Origin of the sequence: Flagellimonas pelagia (genome assembly GCF_003584135.1) — a bacterium.
GTDB classification, from domain to species: domain Bacteria; phylum Bacteroidota; class Bacteroidia; order Flavobacteriales; family Flavobacteriaceae; genus Flagellimonas; species Flagellimonas pelagia.
In genome coordinates this window covers 477,087-500,360 of the sequence record NZ_QXFI01000026.1, presented here as the reverse complement: position 1 = coordinate 500,360, position 23,274 = coordinate 477,087, and the positions used below count along the sequence as shown (strand labels likewise).

General features: G+C 44.2%; 19 protein-coding genes. 10 read left to right on the top strand and 9 right to left on the bottom strand.

Annotated features, from left to right (window positions below):
- Positions 1–22: 22 nt before the first annotated feature.
- A complete protein-coding gene (locus D2V05_RS12235) occupies positions 23–1,273 on the bottom strand; it encodes an LVIVD repeat-containing protein (protein ID WP_119648011.1) in 1,251 nt (416 codons plus the stop codon).
- Between the two features lie 215 nt (positions 1,274–1,488).
- Here D2V05_RS12235 and miaB point away from each other — a divergent pair, with 215 nt between their 5' ends.
- The 7 genes from miaB (at position 1,489) to groL (ending at position 8,234) form a co-directional block, all read left to right on the top strand.
- Positions 1,489–2,952, top strand: coding sequence for a tRNA (N6-isopentenyl adenosine(37)-C2)-methylthiotransferase MiaB (gene miaB / locus D2V05_RS12230; protein ID WP_119647922.1), 1,464 nt, complete (start codon positions 1,489–1,491; stop codon positions 2,950–2,952).
- A 97-nt stretch (positions 2,953–3,049) separates the two neighbouring features.
- Positions 3,050–4,333, top strand: coding sequence for a sigma-54 interaction domain-containing protein (locus tag D2V05_RS12225; protein ID WP_119647921.1), 1,284 nt, complete (start codon positions 3,050–3,052; stop codon positions 4,331–4,333).
- Between the two features lie 27 nt (positions 4,334–4,360).
- Positions 4,361–4,882: an LPS assembly lipoprotein LptE gene (gene lptE, locus D2V05_RS12220; RefSeq protein ID WP_119648010.1), complete on the top strand. Its 522-nt coding sequence runs from the start codon at positions 4,361–4,363 to the stop codon at positions 4,880–4,882.
- Positions 4,883–4,889: 7 nt separating this feature from the next.
- Positions 4,890–5,780: a hypothetical protein gene (locus D2V05_RS12215; RefSeq protein ID WP_119647920.1), complete on the top strand. Its 891-nt coding sequence runs from the start codon at positions 4,890–4,892 to the stop codon at positions 5,778–5,780.
- Between the two features lie 9 nt (positions 5,781–5,789).
- On the top strand, positions 5,790–6,158 hold the full coding sequence (secG, locus tag D2V05_RS12210) for a preprotein translocase subunit SecG (RefSeq protein WP_119647919.1): 369 nt from the start codon (positions 5,790–5,792) through the stop codon (positions 6,156–6,158).
- 145 nt (positions 6,159–6,303) lie between these two features.
- Complete coding sequence (locus D2V05_RS12205; RefSeq protein WP_119640084.1) at positions 6,304–6,582, top strand: co-chaperone GroES; 279 nt, start codon at positions 6,304–6,306, stop codon at positions 6,580–6,582.
- A 23-nt stretch (positions 6,583–6,605) separates the two neighbouring features.
- On the top strand, positions 6,606–8,234 hold the full coding sequence (groL, locus tag D2V05_RS12200) for a chaperonin GroEL (protein ID WP_119640086.1): 1,629 nt from the start codon (positions 6,606–6,608) through the stop codon (positions 8,232–8,234).
- Positions 8,235–8,563: 329 nt separating this feature from the next.
- Here the strand turns inward: groL and D2V05_RS12195 are convergent, their stop codons facing one another.
- The 8 genes from D2V05_RS12195 to D2V05_RS12160 form a co-directional block, all read right to left on the bottom strand.
- Positions 8,564–10,294 (bottom strand): efflux RND transporter periplasmic adaptor subunit, encoded by a 1,731-nt coding sequence (locus D2V05_RS12195; RefSeq protein WP_119647918.1) that lies wholly within the window; start codon positions 10,292–10,294, stop codon positions 8,564–8,566.
- A gap of 1 nt (position 10,295) precedes the next feature.
- Positions 10,296–11,006: a PepSY domain-containing protein gene (locus tag D2V05_RS12190; RefSeq protein WP_119647917.1), complete on the bottom strand. Its 711-nt coding sequence runs from the start codon at positions 11,004–11,006 to the stop codon at positions 10,296–10,298.
- A gap of 6 nt (positions 11,007–11,012) precedes the next feature.
- Complete coding sequence (locus tag D2V05_RS12185; RefSeq protein WP_119647916.1) at positions 11,013–13,514, bottom strand: heavy metal translocating P-type ATPase; 2,502 nt, start codon at positions 13,512–13,514, stop codon at positions 11,013–11,015.
- 65 nt (positions 13,515–13,579) lie between these two features.
- On the bottom strand, positions 13,580–14,110 hold the full coding sequence (locus D2V05_RS12180) for a helix-turn-helix domain-containing protein (RefSeq protein ID WP_235855450.1): 531 nt from the start codon (positions 14,108–14,110) through the stop codon (positions 13,580–13,582).
- A 51-nt stretch (positions 14,111–14,161) separates the two neighbouring features.
- Complete coding sequence (locus D2V05_RS12175) at positions 14,162–14,506, bottom strand: heavy metal-binding domain-containing protein (protein ID WP_119647914.1); 345 nt, start codon at positions 14,504–14,506, stop codon at positions 14,162–14,164.
- Positions 14,507–14,519: 13 nt separating this feature from the next.
- Complete coding sequence (locus D2V05_RS12170; RefSeq protein WP_119647913.1) at positions 14,520–15,740, bottom strand: TolC family protein; 1,221 nt, start codon at positions 15,738–15,740, stop codon at positions 14,520–14,522.
- Complete coding sequence (locus tag D2V05_RS12165; RefSeq protein WP_119647912.1) at positions 15,737–19,474, bottom strand: efflux RND transporter permease subunit; 3,738 nt, start codon at positions 19,472–19,474, stop codon at positions 15,737–15,739. The genes D2V05_RS12170 and D2V05_RS12165 overlap by 4 nt, the downstream gene beginning before the upstream one ends.
- 93 nt (positions 19,475–19,567) lie before the next feature.
- Positions 19,568–19,954, bottom strand: coding sequence for an HYC_CC_PP family protein (locus D2V05_RS12160; protein ID WP_235855449.1), 387 nt, complete (start codon positions 19,952–19,954; stop codon positions 19,568–19,570).
- Positions 19,955–20,084: 130 nt separating this feature from the next.
- Between D2V05_RS12160 and D2V05_RS12155 the strand changes: the two genes are divergently transcribed.
- The 3 genes from D2V05_RS12155 to D2V05_RS12145 all read left to right on the top strand — a co-directional run bounded on the left by D2V05_RS12155 (position 20,085) and on the right by D2V05_RS12145 (position 23,244).
- Entirely contained in the window at positions 20,085–20,537 is a 453-nt protein-coding gene (locus tag D2V05_RS12155) for a GAF domain-containing protein (RefSeq protein WP_119648008.1), read from the top strand.
- Positions 20,538–20,630: 93 nt separating this feature from the next.
- Positions 20,631–22,160 (top strand): bifunctional phosphoribosylaminoimidazolecarboxamide formyltransferase/IMP cyclohydrolase, encoded by a 1,530-nt coding sequence (gene purH / locus D2V05_RS12150; protein WP_119647911.1) that lies wholly within the window; start codon positions 20,631–20,633, stop codon positions 22,158–22,160.
- Between the two features lie 55 nt (positions 22,161–22,215).
- Positions 22,216–23,244: a rod shape-determining protein gene (locus D2V05_RS12145; protein ID WP_090291622.1), complete on the top strand. Its 1,029-nt coding sequence runs from the start codon at positions 22,216–22,218 to the stop codon at positions 23,242–23,244.
- Positions 23,245–23,274: the final 30 nt, after the last annotated feature.

Sequence of the window (23,274 nt, the reverse complement as noted above, 5' to 3'; positions counted from 1 at the left end):
TTTTAATTTTCAAGAAATCCTATTAATCCAAACCGATCTGGCTCAACAGTTTAATATTGTTATCCAAATATTCATATTGATACAGGACTCCGTCTCCCACCATGATCAAATGACTTTCCAAAGGAATCACATCAAAGGTGACAATGTCCTCAAAATGGTTCAATTCCTGAAGATTATGGATATCGGTTTTATCATAGACTTTCAGACCGGAAGCCCCATCGCAAACAAAGAGTTTTTCGTCCTTTATCCCCAAACCAAAAGGACCATCCAAAGGATAGGATTCGGCAAGTACCGGACTTTCTATATTGGTTAGGTCCACAATGAAAAGTCCACTTTCCGTTGCGCCACACATATTACCACCCCGTAAGGTAACAAAGGCATAATCCCCATCCACCACCACGGGATCACAAGCGGTCCCATGTTCAAATTCTGAAACCAATGTTGGGGTAGCTGGCGAAGTAATATCATAAATATACATACCCCGCATACTACCCAAAAACAAATAGTTGCCCTGATTGAAAATGGTCTCGATGTCAAATCCAGCATACACATCTTCCAAATCTTGGGGACTGTCCAAATCGGAAATATCAAAAACGTTGATATTATGGCTATCCACGGCATACAGGTATTCATCCACAATCTTGAAACGGGCCAGAGATCCTCCTTGACCTGTACCACTATCGGAAAACTCGGCAGCTGCCAGCCCATCCATAAGTACAATACCACCGTTTCTTTGTTCCACTTCCGACTTCAATCTTCTCTCGGTCGTGGTCTCCCAACCTACAATAATTTCCGTGTCATAATCATAGTCCTCATATTCGAATAAATCGGCCAACGGAAAAAACACGTTGTTGTACAATACATCTTCCAATCGATTTACAAGCTGAATGTTATTGATATCGGAAATATCAAGGACTACCAAATCCATCATACTATCCGCAAACACGTAATCATTTTTGATGGAGATATCGATATTTCCCGGAATGTTGATAAATCCCACTTTTACCGGTTGCTGGGGATTGCTATTATTGATAATATGGATGCCACGGTATTTATCATTGATGAAAATATAGTCCCCATAAGTATATACCTTTCCCGATTCTTCAATGGGTTTGGGGGCAACGATGGTGACACTGGTGGCAAATTCGGTCTTGGACATGACCAAAGGCCTGGCTACAATATAATCGGCATATTGGTCATCCGAATTATCATCGGTACAAGAAACGAAAAACAATACGTTCAAGACAAATAAAAGCAAGAGAGTCTTTTTCATAGCGGTTTGTGTTTTAATCACATAGATGGGAATTCCACAAAAAGTTGCGCTTTATTCAACTTAAATTTTACGACCTCTCCAACATACCTTAGTGTAATAGTATGCATTGCCAAAACCCAATATAATTCGAGCATTCCTCAATTTAATCTTAAAAAACACTGCCATATTGTCACTAAAATGGAATAAGCATTATCTTTGCACCCCATTGAAGCAATATGATCAAGGACGAAAGCGTAGAGAAAATAATAACCGAGAGCCTGCAAGGAACTCCTTTGGCCCTTCAACATAATGATAAAAACACCCGCAAACTTTACATCGAAAGTTATGGGTGTCAGATGAATTTTTCCGATAGCGAGATCGTGGCCTCCATATTGGCCAAGGAAGGTTTCAATACCACCCAACTGTTGGAAGAAGCCGATCTGGTGTTGGTGAACACTTGTTCCATTAGGGAAAAGGCGGAGCAGACCGTACGCAAGCGTTTGGAAAAATTCAATGCAGTTAAAAAAATCAACCCTGGAATGAAAGTGGGTGTATTGGGCTGTATGGCCGAACGTCTGAAAAGCAAATTCCTGGAAGAGGAAAAAATTGTGGACATGGTCGTGGGACCCGATGCCTACAAAGACCTTCCCAACCTGATCCAAGAAATTGATGAAGGCCGCAATGCCGTGAACGTAATCCTCTCCAAGGACGAAACCTACGGCGATGTGGCCCCTGTTCGTTTGAACAGTAATGGTGTCACCGCATTTGTAACCATCACTCGAGGTTGCGACAACATGTGCACCTTTTGTGTGGTGCCTTTCACCCGTGGCCGTGAACGCAGCCGCGACCCACAATCCATTTTGGAAGAAGTAAATGACCTTTGGGAAAGAGGTTTTAAGGAAGTGACCCTTTTAGGGCAGAATGTGGACAGTTACCTTTGGTATGGTGGCGGACTCAAGAAGGATTTTGAGAAAGCCACTGAAATGCAGAAGGCCACTTCGGTAAACTTTGCCAAGCTTTTGGAACTGGTTGCCCAGGCACAACCCAAGATGAGGATCCGTTTCTCCACCTCCAATCCGCAGGACATGACCTTGGATGTAATCGAGAGCATGGCCAAATATGACAATATCTGCAAATACATCCATTTGCCCGTTCAAAGCGGTAGCAATAGGATTTTGAAGGAGATGAACCGTCTTCACACCCGCGAGGAATATTTTGAACTGATCGACAACATCAGAAAAATGATCCCCGATTGTGCCATTAGCCAAGACATGATCACCGGATTCCCGACGGAGACGGAAGAAGATCATCAGGATACGTTGAGCCTTATGGAATACGTAAAATACGATTTCGGTTTTATGTTCGCCTATTCTGAAAGACCCGGAACCTTGGCAGAACGCAAAATGGAGGATGATGTTCCCGAAGAAACCAAGAAAAGACGTCTTCGTGAAATCATCGACCTGCAGCAAAAACATAGCCACTTCAGAACCCAAGAACACTTGGGCAAGGTTGAAGAGGTGCTTATCGAAGGACCTTCCAAAAAATCCGACGCCCACTGGATGGGTCGAAATTCGCAGAACACTGTGGTGGTATTTCCAAAGGAACACTACCAAGTGGGCGATTTTGTCAACGTAAAGATCAATGAATGTACTTCGGCCACCTTGATCGGTGAGGCTGTGGGGTACTCAAAAAATAATTAACCACTTTTTGTTATCCGGTTTGTTCACTGAGCGTAGTCGAAGTGAAATTCGGAATGCAAAAGAGAAAAGACTCCTGCAGTTGCAGGCATCATAGAAAATGGAAAGTGTACAATCCATAAAACAACGGTTCGAGCTCATCGGTAACGATGTAAAACTCAACCGGGCCATAGAAAAAGCCATTCAGGTGGCGCCAACGGACATCTCGGTTTTGGTGACCGGGGAAAGTGGTGTGGGAAAAGAATCCATCCCTAAGATCATTCATTCCCTTTCGCACCGAAAACATGCCAAATATATTGCGGTAAACTGCGGGGCCATTCCCGAGGGCACCATAGACAGTGAACTTTTCGGACACGAAAAGGGGGCCTTTACCGGGGCCACCCAAACCCGAAGCGGTTATTTTGAGGTAGCCGACGGCGGGACCATCTTTTTGGACGAGGTAGGGGAACTACCCCTCACCACACAGGTACGTTTGCTCCGTGTATTGGAAAATGGGGAATTCCTAAAAGTGGGGTCTTCGCAAGTGCAAAAGACCGATGTTCGCATTGTGGCCGCGACCAACATCAACATGTTCGAGGCCATCAAAAAGGAAAAATTCAGGGAAGACCTTTATTATAGGTTGAGCACCGTTGAAATCCATATTCCGCCGTTAAGGGAAAGACGTGAGGACATCCATTTGTTGTTCCGTAAATTCGCTTCGGATTTTGGACAGAAATACAAAATGCCCACCATCCGTCTGGAAGATGATGCCGTGCATTTGTTGCTAAAATATCACTGGCCCGGGAACATCAGACAGTTGCGGAACATTGCCGAACAGATTTCAGTATTGGAAGAAAACCGTACCATTTCCGCAGCCACTTTGAACAGCTATCTGCCCGATGCCGCGGGTTCCAATTTACCTGCCGTGGTAGGTCAACCCAAAAAAGAAAGTGATTTCAGTAACGAACGGGAAATTCTATACAAGGTTCTTTTCGATATGAAAAGTGACCTGAACGACCTCAAAAAACTGACCTTGGAATTGTTGAAGGACAACGATACCTCTAAAGTGCAGAAGGAAAACGAAAATTTGATCCGCAAAATTTACGGCAGTCATGAAGAGGAAGAGGACATTGATCTTGAAGAAAATGTGGCAACCGAAGTTTTGGGACTCCCAGAACCGGTGATGGAGGCAACGTCTGCAGCTACTGCCATACAGCCCCAAGAGGACCGCTATCATTTTGCCGAAGAAATCCAAGAGGAAGAAACCTTATCTTTACAGGAGAAGGAAATCGAATTGATCAAAAAATCCTTGGAACGCAACCGCGGTAAAAGAAAAGCGGCAGCGAATGAATTGGGCATTTCGGAAAGAACCCTTTACCGAAAGATTAAACAATACGATCTTTGATCTTCGATTAAAATGATTGCAAAGCACATGAGCATACAAAATAGTTTTAGGGTCGCAGTGTTGGGATTAACGTTATTTCTTTCCGGTTGCGGGGCCTACAATTTTTCCGGAGCGGATGTCGGTGAAGCCAAGACCTTTCAGGTAAACTTCTTCCAAAATTACGCGGACCAAACCCCTGGTTCCATCATTGTGCCCAGCTTGGATAGGGACTTTACCCTGTCCCTTCAGGACATGATCAATAACTTGACCAGCCTTTCCCTGACAGGAAGTAACGGTGATTTGGTGTATGAAGGCGAAATTGTGGAGTACAAGGTCATTCCGATGACGGCAAACTCAGAACAGAGAACCTCCCAGAACAGGCTTACCATAAGTGTGAACGTTCGTTTTTTCAACACCAAAAAACCGGATAACGATTTTGAGCGAAGGTTCTCCTTCTTCTACGATTTTGATGCTGCTGCATCGCTGACCTCCATTCAGTCCGCGGCACATGAAGAGATTTTTGAACGACTGACACAGGATATTTTCAACGCATCCCTGGGCAATTGGTAACGATTTTATGAACGTTTCGGATTTTATACATATTCTTCAGAACTCCAATACCATCCTTTCCCCAAAACAAACGCGGGAACTGGAAGATATGATCGAGGAATACCCCTACTTTCAGGCAGCAAGGGCCTTGCACCTAAAAGGGTTGAAAAATCTGGACAGCTACAAATACAACAATGCCCTTAAGGTTACCGCGGCCTATACCACGGATCGCGATGTACTTTTTGATTATATCACCTCCAACGAATTTGTCCAAAACAATATAGCCGATGCCATTGTCGGTAGAGGTTCCAAATTGGAAGACCAAAAGGCTATATCGGAAGAAATAGAACCGAATCCGCTTGCCGAAAGTATGCTGGTGGAATCCGATGAACCTGCGTTGCCACAAAACCTTCAGGATGCCGAACAAATCTTGAATCCGGAACTGTTCAAGACCAGGCCAAAGGAAGAGCCCGTTGTTCCTATTGAAAAGGAAAAAACATCCAAACCGGAAAAGGAATTGAACTTGGGCAAGCCCATCCCCTTCACCAAAAAAGAAAAACACTCGTTCACCGAATGGCTACAGCTTACTTCCAAAACCGAAGACCCAGAACCTGAGGAAGATGTGATGGAAGAAGTGGAACGGAAGAAAAAGTTCGAGCTTTTGGACAGATTTATCGAGAACAACCCTAAGATTGTACCTACCGAAAACACCAACCCAAAAGTCAACATTAAGGAGTCCACGAAGTTCGATAAAAATGAATTGATGACCGAGACGTTGGCCAAGGTCTATTTGGAGCAGAAAAAATATAAAAAGGCGATACAAGCCTTTAAAATATTGAGTTTGAAATATCCAGAAAAAAGTGGTTTCTTTGCAGACCAAATTCAGGCGGTGAAGAAGCTGCAGAACGAAAAAGAGTAAAATAAAGAAATGAGCACGTTTACAATTTTTTTGATATTGATCATTATCGTGTGCCTTTTATTGGTGTTGGTCATCATGGTCCAAAACCCTAAAGGTGGTGGTTTGTCCTCTTCATTTGGAGGTGGCGGAACCCAAGTTGTGGGCGGTGTAAAGAAGACTGGTGACTTTTTGGACAAAAGTACCTGGACCCTTGCCACCCTGTTGATTGTGTTGATCTTACTTTCCAATGTTTCCTTGAAAGGAAACTATGGCAGTGCAGATTCCAAACTGTTGCAGGGCGATGACATTGAGTCGGTTCCAGAAACGGTTCCTGAAGAAGTGCCAGAACAACTTCCACCAGCCGGTAACACCAATCCAACGGATACTATCGGAGGATAATTCGAAGTGACAAAGTATACCAAAATGCCAGCTTGAATGACAAGCTGGCATTTTTGTTCTACAGAATGTCAGTTTTTGTGCATTGGCACAATTTCTGCCCAATTGATTCGAGAATTTTTAAATCAAATACCTAAAAATTAATAATATGGCTAAAGTAAATATCAAACCATTGGCAGATAGGGTGCTGATCGAGCCGCTACAGGCCGAGACCAAGACTGCCTCAGGTATCATCATTCCTGACAATGCGAAGGAAAAACCGCAAAAAGGAACCGTAGTGGCCGTTGGCCCTGGTACCAAAGACGAAAAGGTGACCGTTAAGGTCGGTGATACCGTGCTTTATGGAAAATATGCGGGAACCGAACTTAAATTGGACGGTACCGACTATTTGATGATGCGAGAGAGTGATATTTTGGCAATTGTTTAATCAAAAAAATCAACTAAAGAGACATGGCAAAAGATATTAAGTTTGACATAGATGCACGTGATGGCCTGAAAAGAGGCGTTGACAAATTGGCCGAGGCCGTTAAAGTAACCTTGGGCCCTAAAGGTAGAAACGTCATCATCAGCAAAGCTTTCGGCGCACCCCAAGTAACCAAGGATGGTGTTTCCGTGGCAAAAGAAATTGAATTGGAAGACGCCCTTGAGAACATGGGTGCACAAATGGTAAAGGAAGTTGCTTCCAAGACCAACGACCAAGCCGGTGATGGTACCACTACCGCAACCGTTTTGGCACAGGCCATTGTAAAAGAAGGTCTTAAAAACGTTGCCGCAGGGGCAAATCCAATGGATTTGAAACGCGGTATAGACAAGGCTGTTGAAGCTTTGGTAGTGGATTTGGAAAAACAGGCCAAAAAAGTTGGCAACGATTCCGATAAAATCAAGCAAGTGGCCTCTATCTCTTCCAACAACGATGAGACCATTGGTGATTTGATTGCGACCGCTTTTACCAAAGTTGGTAAAGAAGGTGTAATCACTGTAGAGGAAGCCAAAGGTACCGATACCTATGTGGATGTGGTTGAAGGAATGCAGTTCGATCGTGGATACCTTTCTCCATACTTCGTGACAGATACAGATAAAATGGTTGCCGATTTGGACAATCCATTTATCCTACTTTTCGATAAAAAAATCTCCAACCTTCAGGAAATCCTTCCTATTCTTGAGCCTGTGGCCCAATCAGGAAGGCCTTTGTTGATCGTTGCCGAAGATGTGGAAGGTCAAGCCTTGGCCACTTTGGTAGTGAACAAATTGAGAGGTGGACTTAAGATCGCCGCTGTAAAAGCTCCTGGTTTTGGAGACAGAAGAAAGGCCATGTTGGAAGACATCGCCATTTTGACCGGTGGTACTGTAATCTCTGAAGAAAGAGGATTCTCTTTGGAAAATGCTTCCTTGGATATGTTGGGTACTGCTGAAACCGTTACCATCGATAAGGACAACACCACAATCGTAAACGGTTCAGGTAAACCTTCCGACATTAAAGCAAGGGTAAACCAAATCAAGGCTCAAATCGAGACTACAACTTCCGATTACGACAAGGAGAAATTGCAAGAGCGTTTGGCCAAATTGGCCGGTGGTGTTGCCGTTCTTTATGTTGGTGCCGCTTCTGAAGTAGAAATGAAGGAGAAAAAAGACCGTGTGGACGATGCTTTGCACGCTACCCGTGCCGCCGTTGAGGAAGGTATCGTAGCTGGAGGTGGCGTTGCTTTGGTAAGGGCCAAAAAAGTCCTTGAAAAATTGACCACTGATTCTTTGGATGAAACCACAGGGGTACAGATCGTTGCCAAAGCCATCGAAGCTCCTTTGCGTACCATCGTAGAGAATGCTGGTGGTGAAGGTTCTGTAGTAATTTCTAAAGTATTGGAAGGCAAAAAAGACTTCGGTTACGATGCCAAATCCGATAAGTATGTGGATATGCTTCAGGCAGGTATCATCGATCCCAAAAAAGTGACCCGTATCGCTTTGGAAAATGCCGCTTCCGTTGCAGGTATGATCTTGACCACGGAGTGTGCCTTGACCGACATCAAAGAGGATGCTCCTGCTGGACCTCCAATGGGTGGCGGTATGCCAGGAATGATGTAATGCCCAAAGGCATTTGTTTAAAAATAGGACGCCCTGACTTTCATCAGGGCGTTTTTCTTTTGCTTTAGTAGGAGGTCCATTCCTTGGGGACCCAAATACCAAGTTACTTTTTCTTACCAGTAGCTTGGGTAGTCTTCTTAGCGGCTGGTTTAACAGCTTTTGCAGGAGATGACTTTCCAGTTGACTTCGCTTGTTTCATGAGTCAATAAATTAAAAACTATAGTAAATGTATTTCGGTTTTGAATCCAAAAATTTTTATTGGCTAAATATTAACTAAAATCCTTTCCGAAATCAAAACAATTGAACACAACTATTTGTATTTCAATAATTTAATTTATTGTAGCAACAACACTCCCACACGTGAGCATGGTATCACCGTAGTAGGGGTTTCGGATCTCCTTTTCAAGGCTCAACCAATTGGCTCCTTTGTTGTTATCGGCCATAGGGCAATGCTGTACATATAGTTTTTTATCCATTCCCTTCATCTGATTACCAATCAAAATCATGTTTTCCGACAATGAGATAAAAACTTTTCGTTGTTCCTCAATCGTAGTTTTTTGGGTCATTGTTTTAAAATCTCCTGCCACCTTAGATGCGTGGGATTGGCCCATGGCATCCATTTCTTTGGAAGCCAATTCCTTTGCTTGCTTTGCCCCTGCTTCTGCCAATTGCTTCACTTTTTGTTGGTCAGAAGCCACCAAAGCATCCTTTAATTGCAGGTAATTGTCCAAAAGTCCGTCAAATGTTTGTTGAGCTGCCTTGGAAAAATCCATTTTCATCCCCGTGGCCCCATGTCCTTCATGTCCTGTCATGCTCATTTCTCCCTTGGGGTTCATCATCGATTTTTTGCCCTGTAACTGAGCGGCTGCATCCACAGTGAATGTTCCCTTCGCCACCACTTCTTCGCCGGAACTCAATCCTGAATAGACTTGATACGCTCCATCCATCAAATTACCCAATTCTACCTCCCTAAGTTCAAAAATAGGCTCGGTTGGATTTGGTCTAACATAGACTACGGAACGTTTTCCCGTCCAAAGCACTGCACTTTCCGGAACGGTCAACATTTCCATGGCACCATGGTTTGCAACATCAATTTTACCCTGTATAAACATACCAGGTTTCAAAAGGCCTTTTTTATTATCGAGTTCGGCACGTACTTTTACCGTTCTTGTGGCATTGTTCAGAAGGGGGTCCACAAATGAAACTTTTGCACCAAAGGTTTCGTTGGGATAGGCATTGGTGGTTACCTCCATCGACTGTTCCTTCTTGAAGAGGGACAACTGGCTTTCATAGGCATCAAAAATGGCCCAAACCGAATTCAGATTGACCACTTTCACCAATGGCATACCGGTCTTTACATAATCTCCTTCTTCAACCATGATGGAGGACACAACCCCCGAAACATTGGCGTACACCGGAAAGTTTTCCGATACCTTTCCTGAAGCTTCAATTTGGTCAATCTGTGAATCGGACAATTTCCACAATTTAAGTTTGTTGCGAACGGCCGTATACAATTGAGGTTGAGTGGATTTCAATCCGGATGCGGTTAAAAGTTCTTGTTGCGCTGCTACCAATTGTGGTGAATAGATGGTGGCCAGTTTTTGCCCTTTTCGCACTTCCTCCCCTTCAAAATTGATGTTCAATTGCTCAATTCTTCCATCAAAATAGGCGGACTGCACCGCATCCGATTCTTGGTTCACCGCTACTTTTCCAGATAGTTTTACCTGGTCCGTATCTGTGGCACCAGAACCAATCACTACCGTTTCCACTCCCGCCAAGGCAATGGCATTGTCCGTCATTTTGATTTGATTTTGGGTCAAACCCTCCCCTGCGGAATCCGCCGGAATCAAATCCATACCACAGATAGGACAACTACCTGGTTCAGGTTGCATAATCTGGGGATGCATGGAACAGGTCCACATTTGTCCCGAAGCCATTTCAGCATCATGGTCATGATCTGATTCCGGTTTTGTTCCAGAGCCGCTTCCAAAAATGAGATATCCCAAGAGCAGTCCTACGACCACTGCGATACCGACGTACAATAGATTTTTATTTTTCATGTCAATTATTTTTACGTTGTACCCATTTCCGCGCTGTTGGTGATGATGTGAACCACAACAAAAATCCACTCAACACGGTAATCAATCCCAAAAGGGAAAATGCGCGCAGAACGATATTATTGATATCGTCCCTTCCTTCGTAATCCATGGTATGGGTCATCCAAAGAAAATCGAACCATCGCCAGTTGCGGTGCCTGATGGTCTGGAAGGAGCCATCGGAAACGGAAACGTAGGCCTTGATATTTTCAGGGGAATCATAGGTGATGACATAGGCTGGCAACCTTTTCTCGCGGTACTCATGATGCTTATCGGTGGCCGTGATTACATCCACACTTTTCACCTTTAGATGGGCGGCCATTTGTTTCTTGGCAACCTGCAAGGCTTCTTCCTCCGTAATTCCTTTCTTAAGCTTACCGGTCCTTGCATCCACCAAAAACTCATTGTTGATCCAATAATAAGGCCTGTTAGCTATTTCCTTTAAATTCAAGGTGCTAATGTTGACTGGCAGATTTATCTGTGAAAGACCTATCAGTCCATCAAATGCCATCGGTTCATGATGCGTATTTCGGAAATGGTCGCCATGGATCTCGTCGATATCGGTCCAACTGAAATAAAGTCCACTTGCTGTCCACAAGATAAATTGGATGCCTAAAAACAGTCCCAAATATCTGTGGGCCTTTCGAATCTTAATTGCCGTACTGCGTTTTACCATTATGTATTAATCGATTGATTTTGTTCTTAACCTCAAAGCATTGGTGATTACGGAAACAGAGCTGAAACTCATGGCCAAGGCCGCAATCATGGGGGAAAGCAAAATGCCAAAAATGGGATAGAGCACCCCTGCTGCCACAGGAACCCCGATGGTATTGTACACTAAGGCAAAGAAGAGGTTTTGTTTGATGTTTTTCATTACAGCTTCACTTAGGTTTCTGGCTTTCACAATACCGTGTAAATCTCCTTTTACCAAGGTAATCATGGCGCTTTCTATGGCCACATCGGTTCCAGTGCCCATGGCAATACCCAAGTCGCTTTTGGCCAATGCCGGTGCATCGTTGATACCATCCCCTGCCATGGCCACCACTTTTCCTTCGGATTGTAGGCGTTCCACTTCCTTCATTTTATCCTCTGGAAGTGTTTCGGCCTTAAAATCATCCAAATTCAGTTCCTTGGCCACCGCTTTGGCCGTGTTTGCATTGTCACCAGTGAGCATGATCACGGAAATACCTTTATCCTGAATTGCCTTGATGGCTTTGGCACTGGTTTTCTTTATCTTGTCACCAATGGAGACATAGCCTTGGCAAACCCTATCAATGGCAAGGTAGGACACTGTCATTCCTTGCTCTTGGGATTTTTTCACCTCTTCCTTCATGGAATTGGAGATGTCCACTTTTGCCTTTTCCATCAACTTTAAATTGCCGAGATGGACTTCCGCATCCTTTATCTTACCTTCAACACCCATACCCGATACAACATTGAAGTGTTGGGTCTTCAGAATTTGAATATTGTTTTCCTTTCCGAATTGCACGGTTGCCTGGGCCAAGGGATGTTCGCTATTGGCATTCACCGAGACCACGTATTGCAGCAGTTGTTCTGAAGTATAGGTATCGTTGAAGGTTCCCAAATGATCAAAAGTGGGTTTCCCTTCGGTTATGGTTCCTGTTTTGTCCACTATAACTGTATCCACTTTTGCCATTTTCTCCAAAGCCTCCGCATTTTTGATCAACACCCCATTTTGGGCACCTTTCCCAACTCCCACCATAACAGACATTGGAGTGGCCAAGCCCAAAGCACATGGACAGGCAATGATCAAAACGGCAATGGCATTGATCAAGGCAAACACATAGGACGGTTGCGGGCCAAAAATGGCCCAAACAGCAAAGGTGATGACGGAAATGATCACCACGGTCGGCACAAAATAAGAAGATACCCTATCCGCTAAGTTTTGGATGGGAGCCCTACTGCGACTGGCATCATTCACCATGTTGATAATCTGGGAAAGCAAGGTGTCACTACCCACTTTTTCGGCCTTCATCAAAAAGGATTGGTTCCCGTTGATGGTTCCGCTACTTACTTTGTCGTCCACCGCTTTCTCTACAGGGATGGGCTCACCGGTAATCATGGATTCATCCACAGAGGTCTCTCCTTCAGTGATAATTCCATCCACCGGAATTTTTTCACCAGGTTTCACCCTGAGAATATCACCTAATTCTATAGCATCGATGTGCACTTCTTTTTCCTCACCATCCACCACTTTGGTGGCCTTGTTGGGAGCCAGTTTCAACAATTCTTTGACCGCGTTACTCGTTTTACTGTGTGCCCTGGCTTCCAACAATTGTCCCAAAAGTACAAGCGTAAGAATGACCGTAGTGGCTTCAAAATAAACGTGTACCGCCCCGGACTCATCCTTGAATTGGTCAGGGAAAAAATCGGGCATTAGTAATCCTAGTATGCTAAACACAAAGGCCACTCCTGCTCCCAATCCGATCAGGGTGAACATGTTCAGATTCCAGGTCTTTATGCTCCGGTAAGCACGTTCAAAAAACATCCAGGTAGCGTAAAAAACTACAGGTAACGAAAGGGCAAATTGCACCCAGTTCCAATAGGTTGGGGATAAAATCCGATACAAAGGATTATTGGGGATCATATCGCTCATCGCAATCAAAAAGATGGGCAAGGTGAAGCCAACGGCCAACCAAAACTTTTTCAGGAGCTTTTGATAGGTCTTTTCTTCAGCACTTGTTTCTGGCTTCATGGGTACTAGGTCCATTCCACAGATGGGGCAGGAACCGGGTCCATCCTTAACCACTTCGGGATGCATGGGACAGGTCCATTTCTCCCCGGACGATTTTGACAGATTTTGCTCCTCTACAAGATCCATTCCGCAGACCGGACAATCGCCCGGTTTGTCATAGGTCTTGTCTCCCTCGCAGCGCATGGGGCAGTAAAAGGTACCCGTTCCCCCTTGGATGGGTGGTTTTTTCTCCTTTTTGTGCTCATGATGATGGTGACCCGGCATGTGAATGCTATACCTGCCACCATCTTGTTCCAATGCCTTTTCAAATGTTTCAATGGGAATATGCTCCTTCATCTCGATTACGGCTTCGGCCTTTTCCAAGTTCACCTCAACCGTGTCCACCCCCTTCACTTTGGAAAGGGTTTCCTCAACATGGTTTCTACATCCATTGCAGCTCATTCCGTGTATGTGATAGGTATGCTTCATCTTCTTATTTTTTTTCAAAACTAAAGGATCGACATTCAGAGGTCTTTTACAATTTTGGGTTTCTTTTATACAATTTGATCCAACGATCTCCTATCCCAATCCTGTATATTTCTATATTCTGTCATGGACATTCCAGTGATTGCTTTGAACTGTTTTGCCAAATGACTGCTACTTTTATAGTTCAGGTCATAGGCAATTTCTGAAAATGTTTTGTTGTCCATCTGGATTTCCTCCTTCACTTTTTCCATCTTCAGAAGGATAAAATACTTTTCAATAGTCAGCCCTTCTTTCGCGCTAAAAATTTTACTGATTACCGAATACTCTTTGTTCATTTTTTGAGACAGGTATGTCGAGAGATTCTGAGAAAGGCCATTTTCTATAGCTTCTAAAAGATATTTCTTGATATCCACTATTATGGTTTCATTCAAATCGGCTATCCATTCAAAGCCATTTTGATTCAGAATCTCCCGAATACGCTCCTTCTTGTCTTCGGTCCCATCTGCAAATAGGATTTCTCCCAGATCCATTTGCTCCACCACAATTCCAGCCTTCTGAAAATCATTTTTCAGAACACTTTTACATCTGTCACATACCATATTTTTGACCTTTATGCGCATCACCTAGGGCTTATGGGACCAAAAGGTCATTTAATTTTCAGTCTGCGGCTCTTTGTAATCCTCGTTTAAAACGTAGGTCATACCACAAACGGGACATTTTCCTTCAACATCACTACCACTGCCTTCACAATGCATAGGGCAAACATATTTGGAGGTGTATTCCTTGCCTTGCTTGTCCGCAGTCTCCATTTCTCCCATGTTGTGGTCTTTATGGTCCATGCTGTCCATGTCATGATCCTTGTGGTCCATGTTGTGGTCCATGGTCTCTTCTGTTGCAGCCTCGTTGCTCTCTGCAGTTTTTCCTTTGCATGATACGGTAAGTACCAATACTGATGCAAATGCAATTCCGATAACTGTTCTGATGTTTGTTCTCATGTGATATATAAATTTACTTGTTAATTAGATAATTGATGATGGCAGACTGTATATAGTACAGCTGCGTAGATTGAATTTGATTGGTCTGGAACTTTAATTGTAGTTCTTGAATGTCCAGCACATCATTGAAATTAATGGTGCCCGTCTCATAGTTTTTAATCAAGATTTCTTCTGCATCCTTGGCCTGTTCCAAGTTTTTGGATTGGGCCTCAAAAGCAATTCTTGCCTCATTTCGCTGGGAAACGGCCTTGGCATAGGTGTTCTCCAAGACATTCAACCGTTCTTCCTTCCGCAATTCGATTTCCTTTTGACGCAATTGGTTCTGCTTGGTCACCGATTTGAATTTGTTGTTAAAAATAGGAATGGATAAGGTGACCATCGGCATCAAAATATCCTTCCCATTTTCGCTGACCATCATATCCGTGCGTTCCGAAACCGGAATATAGTCCAACCCGATTCCAAAACTCGGGGCATTTTCCTTTTGGTTGACCAATTCTGATTGGGCCACTGATTCAAACAGTTGGTCATACTTGAGCAGTTCGGGGTTCATGGACAACCCTTCCTTCCCCAAAATAGGGTCTTCGGACGGTATCTGCATTTCTTCCACCACTTCCACACCGATACTTTCGTCACGGTTGAGCAAATTGTTGAATACCGCTTGTTCCGCTAGGTATTGTTGATCCAAAATTTGACGTTGTTGTTGAAGTTCGTTTTGGCGTATCTGCAGTTTCAGCACATCCACTGCCGAAGCTTTCCCAACCTCAACCGAAGTAAGTGCCAATTTTTCATAGGTCTTCAATAGGGCAATGTTTTCCTCAAGCACTGTTTTTTTCGCCTGAATGCCGTACAACACATAATAGGATTGGGCCAATGACAGTGCCAATTTGCGTTTGGCTATCACAATTTCGGTGTATTCGGCATCCGCCATGGAACCGGCATAGTTTTCACGTGCCGTTATGGTCCCGAACCAAGGAAGCATTTGGGAAACCGAAAAACGGGCCCTTTGTGCCCCAACTCGGGTTTCGGGTTCGCTTACAAAATAACCTGCCCCAAAGGTGGTATTGGGCAGCGTGTTCACTTCGTTCACTTTTTCCTCTGCAATGTTGTATCGAAGTTCCATCGCCTGGACCACAGGGCTATTCTCTTCCGCCTCTTGTAAATAGGATTCAAGCGTCTGGGCTTTGGCACTAAAGGCCAATACTGCTATCAAAAGGAATAGGAGTTTCTTTTTCATCGACTTTGCATTTTAAGTTGCATTTCTCTTTTCCAACTATATAATACCGGCACTACAAAAAGGGTGATCAATGCGATCAACATGCCCCCAAAACTTGGGATGGCCATGGGGATCATGATATCGCTTCCCCTACCGGTACTTGTCAAAACGGGTAGAAGTGCCAAAATGGTGGTTGCCGTCGTCATCAAACAAGGTCTGATTCGTTTTTCCCCCGCTTCAAGGACGGAGGCCCGAATGCCTTTTAACGTTTCAGGACTGTTCTTATCAAAGGTTTGGGTCAGATACGTGGCCATGACTACCCCGTCATCCGTGGCAATACCAAAAAGGGCTATAAACCCTACCCAAACGGCCACACTTAAATTGATGGTGTGCATTTGGAAAAGGTCCCTAATATTTTCTCCCATAAAGCTGAAGTTCAGGAACCAATCCTGTCCGTAAAGCCAAATCATCATGAAACCACCTGCAAAGGCCACAGCAATTCCTGAAAAAACCATCAGCGATGTGGCCACCGATCTAAACTGAAAATACAGGATAAGGAAGATGATCAACAAGGCCAACGGTACCACAACCGATAAGGTTTTCTTGGCTCTCAATTGGTTTTCGTAGGTGCCGGTAAACTTATAACTGATTCCTTTAGGAACCACCAATTCGCCATTTTCAATTTTCTCAAGAATTTTGGCCTGGGCATTTTCGACCACATCCACTTCGGCAAAACCATCTTGCTTGTCAAATAGAACGTAGCCTACCAAAAAGGTATCCTCGCTTTTAATGACCTGAGGTCCCTGTTCGTATTTAATCATCACCAATTCACTCAAAGGAACCGGATTTCCTTTGGTCACGGGCACATAGATGTTCCCAATATCGGTAGGATTCTCCCGCAATTCCCTTGGGTAACGGACACGGATTCCATAACGTTCCCTGCCCTCCACAGTTTGTGTCAGTGCCATGCCGCCAAGGGCCACTTCAAGCACCTGTTGTACATCTTCGATGACCAATCCGTAGCGCACCAATTTTTCACGATCAATATCGATCATCAAATAAGGTTTTCCCACAATACGGTCGGCAAAAACGGCTTCATCCTTTACCCCTTGTGCTTCCTTCAATATGGGTTCCAATTGAAGGCCAAAATTTTCGATTTCCTTTAAATCTTGCCCTTTAACTTTGATTCCCATGGGTGCCCGCATTCCCGTTTGAAGCATGACCAAGCGGGTTTCAATGGGTTGTAGCTTTGGCGCAGAGGTCACTCCCGGCAACTTGGTAACCCGTACTATTTCATTCCAGATATCATCCGGACTCTTGATTTCAGGTCGCCAGTTCCTAAAGTATTCCCCATCGGCATCAGGGATCAAAAGTGCCCTATCGATTTTGAGTGGTTCCGCTACATGGGAATCCTTATACTTTTCTTCTTGGGTTACTTCCAAATTTGGATTGGCGGCAAACTTGCCATTTTTTAGTTCGAAGTATCCATCCTTGTTCACCTTAAATCGCTGTGGACTGCCCATTTCGTTCTTCTGGTATTCTGATCGGTATTGAATAATATTTTCATACATGGAAAGTGGGGCGGGATCCAATGCGGACTCGGTCCTTCCCGATTTACCCACAACCATTTCAATTTCGGGGATGGTAGCCACGGCCATATCCAATTGTTGCAATACCCGCTTGTTTTCTTCCACTCCCGCATGGGGCAATGATGTGGGCATCAACAAAAAAGAGCCTTCATTGAGTGAGGGCATAAATTCCTGACCCGTTTTGCGCATGATCATAACACCGAAAACCACGATGACCGTAGGAATAGAAAGAAACACCAACTTGTTTTCCAAGGCCCACGTTAAAATGTGGCTGTAATACCTTCTGAAAAGGTAAAAACCACCCAAGAGCACACCACAAATCAATGCTACAAAAATCAGGTTGATGGCAATGCTCCTGTCAAAGCCCAAAGGTCTCCAATAGGTAGCCAAAAGAGAGACAATGGTGGCAATACTGATGCCAACATTGAGCATGTTCCATTGTTTTCTGTTGATAACATCCTTCAACATCAAAATCCCAGAAACCCCAAATGCAATCAACACCAATCCCAGCCAATACCCAAAAATGATAGCCATCAACCCCAAGGCAATCAGCAAACCGTTCCATATTTGTTTAAAAATGGATTTACGGTTGCTCTTCCTGAAAATCATGGCAGCAAATGGAGGTATGAGAAAGAGGGCCACAATGATGGATGCCATTAACGCCATAGTCTTGGTAAAGGCAAGTGGTCGGAACAGTTTCCCCTCTGCACCCACCATCGTAAAAACAGGTATAAAACTGATGATGGTGGTGAGTACAGCGGTTACAATGGCTCCTGAAACCTCGGAAGTGGCATTGTAGACCACCTCGTTAATGGATAAATTATCTTCGTTCTCATCCATGTGCCGAATGATGTTTTCGGACAAGATCACACCCACATCCACCATGGTTCCAATGGCAATGGCAATTCCGGATAGCGCCACGATGTTGGCATCGACCCCAAAATACTTCATGGCAATAAAGACCATAAGCACCGCTACGGGCAAGAGTCCTGAAATCAATACCGATGCCCGCAGATTGAACACCATGACCACGATTACCAAAATGGTAATCAGAATTTCCAGGGTGAGGGCTTCGTTCAAAGTACCCAAGGTTTCTTGGATGAGTTCCGTACGATCATAAAAGGGTACAATGGTCAATTGGGAGGTAGTTCCATCTTTCAACTGTTTGGAAGGCAACCCAGCACTCAGTTCCTTGATCTTTTCCTTCACATTGTCGATGACCTCCAATGGATTTGCTCCATATCGGGCAACCACTACCCCACCGGCCACTTCGGCACCTTCCTTGTCCAAAATACCTCTTCGCACTGCTGGACCAAGTGAAACATGGGCCACATCCTTCACACGAATGGCTGTATAATCGGTGGCTGTAACCACAGCGTTCTTGATGTCATCCAAAGACTTGATGTAGCCCAGTCCTCTCACCAAATATTCCGCTTTGTTGATTTCAAGGGTTTGGGCGCCAATGTCGCGATTGCTTTGCTTTACGGCCTTTACCACTTGATCCAATCCCACTTTATACTGTTTCATCAACTCGGGGTCCACATCCACCTGATATTCCTGTACAAATCCACCTATTGATGCCACTTCGGAAACCCCAGAAGCTGAGGAAAGTGCGTATTTTACATAGTAATCCTGAACGCTACGCAATTCTTGAAGGTCCCAACCCCCCGTTACATTTCCGTCCTTATCGCGGCCTTCCAATGTATACCAAAATATTTGTCCCAAAGCTGTGGCGTCAGGGCCCAAAGCAGGGTTTACGCCATCGGGCAACAGGTTATTGGGAAGTGAATTCAGTTTCTCCAGGATGCGACTTCGGCTCCAATAGAATTCCACCTCTTCATCAAAAATGATATAGATACTCGAAAACCCGAACATGGACGAACTCCTGATGGTTTTAACTCCGGGAATCCCCAACAAGGAGGTGGCCAAAGGATAAGTAATCTGGTCCTCTATATCTTGGGGTGAACGGCCTGGCCATTTGGTGAAAACGATTTGCTGGTTTTCGCCAATATCCGGAATGGCATCTACCGCAACGGGATCACTCGGCAAAAAACCGGTTTCCCAATGGAAAGGGGTATTCACGGTTCCCCAGCCCAAAAAGAGCACGAGCAACAAAATGGCAACCAGCTTGTTTTCGATTAGAAATTTGATGCTTTTGTTCAGCATAAAAATTTGATTTAGACAATAGATCGAGTGAAAAAAATGCATAAACGCACTAGCCCGACCAAAAGGATCGGGATTGAATCAATCTATGTTAAATCAAATAAGGAAAGTCTGGTCCAGAACCTGTACATCCCGTATTAAAGGTGGTGGGTTGTACTCACTAAAATGATTGGGTTCCTTCTCGTCTACTTCAATAAAATGAAAATAGGTATATACAAAGCTTACAATGAAGAACTGTTGGTCCAGACTAAAATCATGGAAAGTGATTTTTAGGTCATGTTGACCTTTCACCGTGAAGGATTCATCATCACAACAGGATTTTTCCATATCCTTTGCCATACCACAGTCATCCGCATGGGAAAACAAGGCAACATCCATCACCCGGCCCATACAAATATGCTTGTCCACCGTCCAGGAAACGGTAGAGGCCAGCACTAAAATGGCCATAAGGGAGGATAGGAATTGATAGAAAATCTGCTTCATCTGACTACAAAACTACAAAATATTAACATTTATTGCTTTGCTTAACAGAAGTTTATGCTGCAACCATGTAATTCACAAATCATTTGTCGAACAAAATCCCAATTCAATACATTTGCAAAAAAAGAATCCCATGCTTACATCTTTGGAACCCGAAGTACTAAAAATCCTTGCCAACAAATCCCAATCTGTTGAAACCCGTTTGGGCGAAATCTGCGAATTGTTGCGCAGCCATGTGAACTATTATGATTGGGTAGGGTTTTACTTCAAAAATGGTGACAAAGAAGAATTGAAATTGGGGCCTTACGCCGGAGCACCAACCGATCATACCATTATTCCCTTTGGTAAGGGTATCTGTGGGCAGGTGGCCGTGAGCAACCAAAATTTTGTGGTACCCGATGTAGCTGCCCAAGACAATTATATCGCCTGCAGCATTACCGTTAAAGCGGAAATTGTGGTGCCCCTTTTTGTTAATGGTGAAAATGTGGGTCAAATCGATATTGATTCCAACACCCCAGACCCATTCACGGAAGCCGATGAACGCTTTTTGGAATTCGTGAACCGCGAGGTGTCCAAAATTCTGTAAAACTTCTACAATTTTGTTGATAAACCGTTCTTCTTTTTCGTGACAAAAGGGGTAATTTTGTGCGCTTAATAAATTGATTCTAAGACACAGAAGATGACTGCCAAAAAAGCCTCCGCTGCATTGATTTCCGTATTCCATAAAGATGGTCTGGAACCCATCGTAAAAAAACTGGACCAACTTGATGTAACCCTTTATTCTACAGGGGGAACCGAATCCTTTATCCGTGATTTGGGTATCGATGTGGTTCCTGTTGAAGACGTGACCAGCTACCCTTCCATTTTGGGCGGACGTGTGAAGACCCTTCACCCCAAAGTTTTTGGTGGGATTTTGAACAGACAGGACAATGAGAGTGATGTGGCCCAAATGAAGGAATTCGATATTCCACAATTGGACATTGTGATTGTGGACCTTTACCCATTCGAAAAAACAGTGGCCAGCGGTGCTTCGGAGCAGGACATCATCGAAAAAATAGATATCGGTGGTATTTCCTTGATTAGGGCAGCCGCTAAAAACTTTAAGGATGTACTTTGTGTGTCTTCCATGGAAGATTACGCAGAATTTTTGGAAATCATTTCCAACGGAAACGGTTCCACAACGTTGGAAGAGCGCAAGCGATTTGCCACCAAGGCATTCAATGTTTCCTCCCATTACGATACTGCTATTTTCAACTATTTCAACAAGGACAAAGAAGAAGCGGCGTTAAAAATCAGCGAGACCAAAGGCCAAGTGTTGCGATATGGTGAAAACCCACACCAGAAAGGGTATTTCTTCGGTGATTTTGAGGCCATGTTCACCAAATTGCACGGTAAGGAGCTCTCTTACAACAATCTTTTGGATGTGGATGCCGCCGTTAACCTTATTGGAGAATTCAAAAATGACGATCCTACCTTCGCCATCCTAAAACACAACAATGCGTGTGGTTTGGCTACGCGAAGCACTATCAAACAAGCTTATGTAGATGCTTTGGCCGGTGACCCTGTTTCCGCATTTGGAGGTATTTTGATTTCCAATGTTGAAATTGATAAGCCTACTGCGGAAGAAATCCACGACCTTTTCTGTGAAGTGGTCATCGCTCCCAGTTATTCCGACGAGGCATTGGAAATTTTGAAAGGCAAAAAGAACCGAATCATTTTGATTCAAAATGAGATTGAATTGCCAGAAACTTTGATAAGAACTTGTTTGAACGGTGTTTTGGTTCAAGACAAGGATTCCAAAACTGATACCAAGAAAGACTTGACCCCAGTAACGGATAAAAAACCGACCGCTGAAGAAATCGAAGACCTATTGTTCGCTTCCAAATTATGCAAACACACCAAGAGCAACACCATTGTATTGGCCAAAAACAAACAGTTGTGTGCCAGTGGAACCGGACAGACTTCAAGGGTGGATGCCTTGAACCAAGCCATCCATAAGGCACAATCCTTCAATTTTGATCTGAATGGTGCCGTTATGGCCAGTGATGCCTTCTTCCCATTCCCTGATTGTGTGGAGATTGCGGACAATGCGGGTATTAAAAGTGTGATCCAACCTGGGGGGTCCATCAAGGACCAATTGAGCATTGATTATTGCAATGAAAACGGAATGGCCATGGTGATGACAGGTACTAGACATTTTAAACATTAATTTTAGTACTTTAGCCGATAATTTTTACCGTTAATCCGAAAATAGACGCTTTTGTATGGGATTTTTTGATTTCATGACCGAGGAAATAGCCATTGACCTTGGTACTGCAAACACCCTGATCATCCACTTGGACAAAGTGGTAGTGGACAGTCCTTCCATTGTGGCAAGGGACCGTGTGTCAGGAAAAATAATCGCTGTAGGCCGCGAAGCCAATATGATGCAGGGGAAGACCCATGAAAACATCAAGACCATACGACCGTTAAAGGACGGGGTTATCGCCGACTTTGATGCTTCGGAAAAGATGATCAATATGTTCATCAAGAACATCCCGGCCCTGAAGAAAAAATGGTTCCCTCCTGCCCTTCGTATGGTTATCTGTATCCCATCCGGCATTACCGAAGTGGAAATGCGCGCGGTTCGTGAATCCGCGGAAAGGGTAAACGGCAAGGAGGTCTATTTGATCCACGAGCCCATGGCCGCTGCCATTGGTATCGGGTTGGACATTATGCAGCCCAAAGGGAACATGATCGTGGATATCGGTGGAGGAACTACGGAGATTGCCGTAATTGCCCTAGGAGGTATCGTATGCGACAAATCGGTGAAAATTGCAGGTGACGTTTTCACGAACGACATCATCTATTACATGCGTACGCAACACAACCTATATGTAGGTGAAACGACTGCCGAGGCCATAAAAATTGAAATCGGTTCCGCCACGGAAGACCTGAAATCCCCACCTGATGACAAAAGTATCCAAGGGCGTGACTTGCTCACCGGTAAGCCCAAACAGGTACAGGTTTCTTACCGAGAAATTGCCAAAGCACTCGATAAGAGTATTTTAAGGGTTGAGGATGCCGTGATGGAAACCTTATCACAAACCCCACCTGAATTGGCTGCGGATATTTATAACACCGGTATCTATTTGGCCGGAGGAGGTTCCATGCTAAGAGGGTTGGACAGAAGGCTCTCCCAAAAAACGGATCTTCCCGTTTATATTGCCGAAGACCCATTGAGAGCTGTAGTACGTGGTACGGGAATCGCCCTGAAAAACTTGGAGCGCTATAAAAGTATTTTAATAAAATAGTCCTGTCTTTTTGGACAGTTCTGTTATTTT

Excerpts from the sequence above, each read along its gene's own strand:
- secG (WP_119647919.1), top strand. The coding sequence starts at position 5,790 with ATGAGCACGTTTACAATTTTTTTGATATTGATCATTATCGTGTGCCTT.
- D2V05_RS12235 (WP_119648011.1), bottom strand. The coding sequence starts at position 1,273 with ATGAAAAAGACTCTCTTGCTTTTATTTGTCTTGAACGTATTGTTTTTC.
- D2V05_RS12175 (WP_119647914.1), bottom strand. The coding sequence starts at position 14,506 with ATGAGAACAAACATCAGAACAGTTATCGGAATTGCATTTGCATCAGTA.
- D2V05_RS12155 (WP_119648008.1), top strand. The coding sequence starts at position 20,085 with ATGCTTACATCTTTGGAACCCGAAGTACTAAAAATCCTTGCCAACAAA.
- D2V05_RS12145 (WP_090291622.1), top strand. The coding sequence starts at position 22,216 with ATGGGATTTTTTGATTTCATGACCGAGGAAATAGCCATTGACCTTGGT.
- D2V05_RS12215 (WP_119647920.1), top strand. The coding sequence starts at position 4,890 with ATGAACGTTTCGGATTTTATACATATTCTTCAGAACTCCAATACCATC.
- D2V05_RS12180 (WP_235855450.1), bottom strand. The coding sequence starts at position 14,110 with ATGGTATGTGACAGATGTAAAAGTGTTCTGAAAAATGATTTTCAGAAG.
- D2V05_RS12205 (WP_119640084.1), top strand. The coding sequence starts at position 6,304 with ATGGCTAAAGTAAATATCAAACCATTGGCAGATAGGGTGCTGATCGAG.
- D2V05_RS12165 (WP_119647912.1), bottom strand. The coding sequence starts at position 19,474 with ATGCTGAACAAAAGCATCAAATTTCTAATCGAAAACAAGCTGGTTGCC.
- D2V05_RS12160 (WP_235855449.1), bottom strand. The coding sequence starts at position 19,954 with ATGAAGCAGATTTTCTATCAATTCCTATCCTCCCTTATGGCCATTTTA.
- groL (WP_119640086.1), top strand. The coding sequence starts at position 6,606 with ATGGCAAAAGATATTAAGTTTGACATAGATGCACGTGATGGCCTGAAA.
- D2V05_RS12195 (WP_119647918.1), bottom strand. The coding sequence starts at position 10,294 with ATGAAAAATAAAAATCTATTGTACGTCGGTATCGCAGTGGTCGTAGGA.
- miaB (WP_119647922.1), top strand. The coding sequence starts at position 1,489 with ATGATCAAGGACGAAAGCGTAGAGAAAATAATAACCGAGAGCCTGCAA.
- D2V05_RS12170 (WP_119647913.1), bottom strand. The coding sequence starts at position 15,740 with ATGAAAAAGAAACTCCTATTCCTTTTGATAGCAGTATTGGCCTTTAGT.
- D2V05_RS12190 (WP_119647917.1), bottom strand. The coding sequence starts at position 11,006 with ATGGTAAAACGCAGTACGGCAATTAAGATTCGAAAGGCCCACAGATAT.
- lptE (WP_119648010.1), top strand. The coding sequence starts at position 4,361 with ATGAGCATACAAAATAGTTTTAGGGTCGCAGTGTTGGGATTAACGTTA.
- D2V05_RS12225 (WP_119647921.1), top strand. The coding sequence starts at position 3,050 with ATGGAAAGTGTACAATCCATAAAACAACGGTTCGAGCTCATCGGTAAC.
- D2V05_RS12185 (WP_119647916.1), bottom strand. The coding sequence starts at position 13,514 with ATGAAGCATACCTATCACATACACGGAATGAGCTGCAATGGATGTAGA.
- purH (WP_119647911.1), top strand. The coding sequence starts at position 20,631 with ATGACTGCCAAAAAAGCCTCCGCTGCATTGATTTCCGTATTCCATAAA.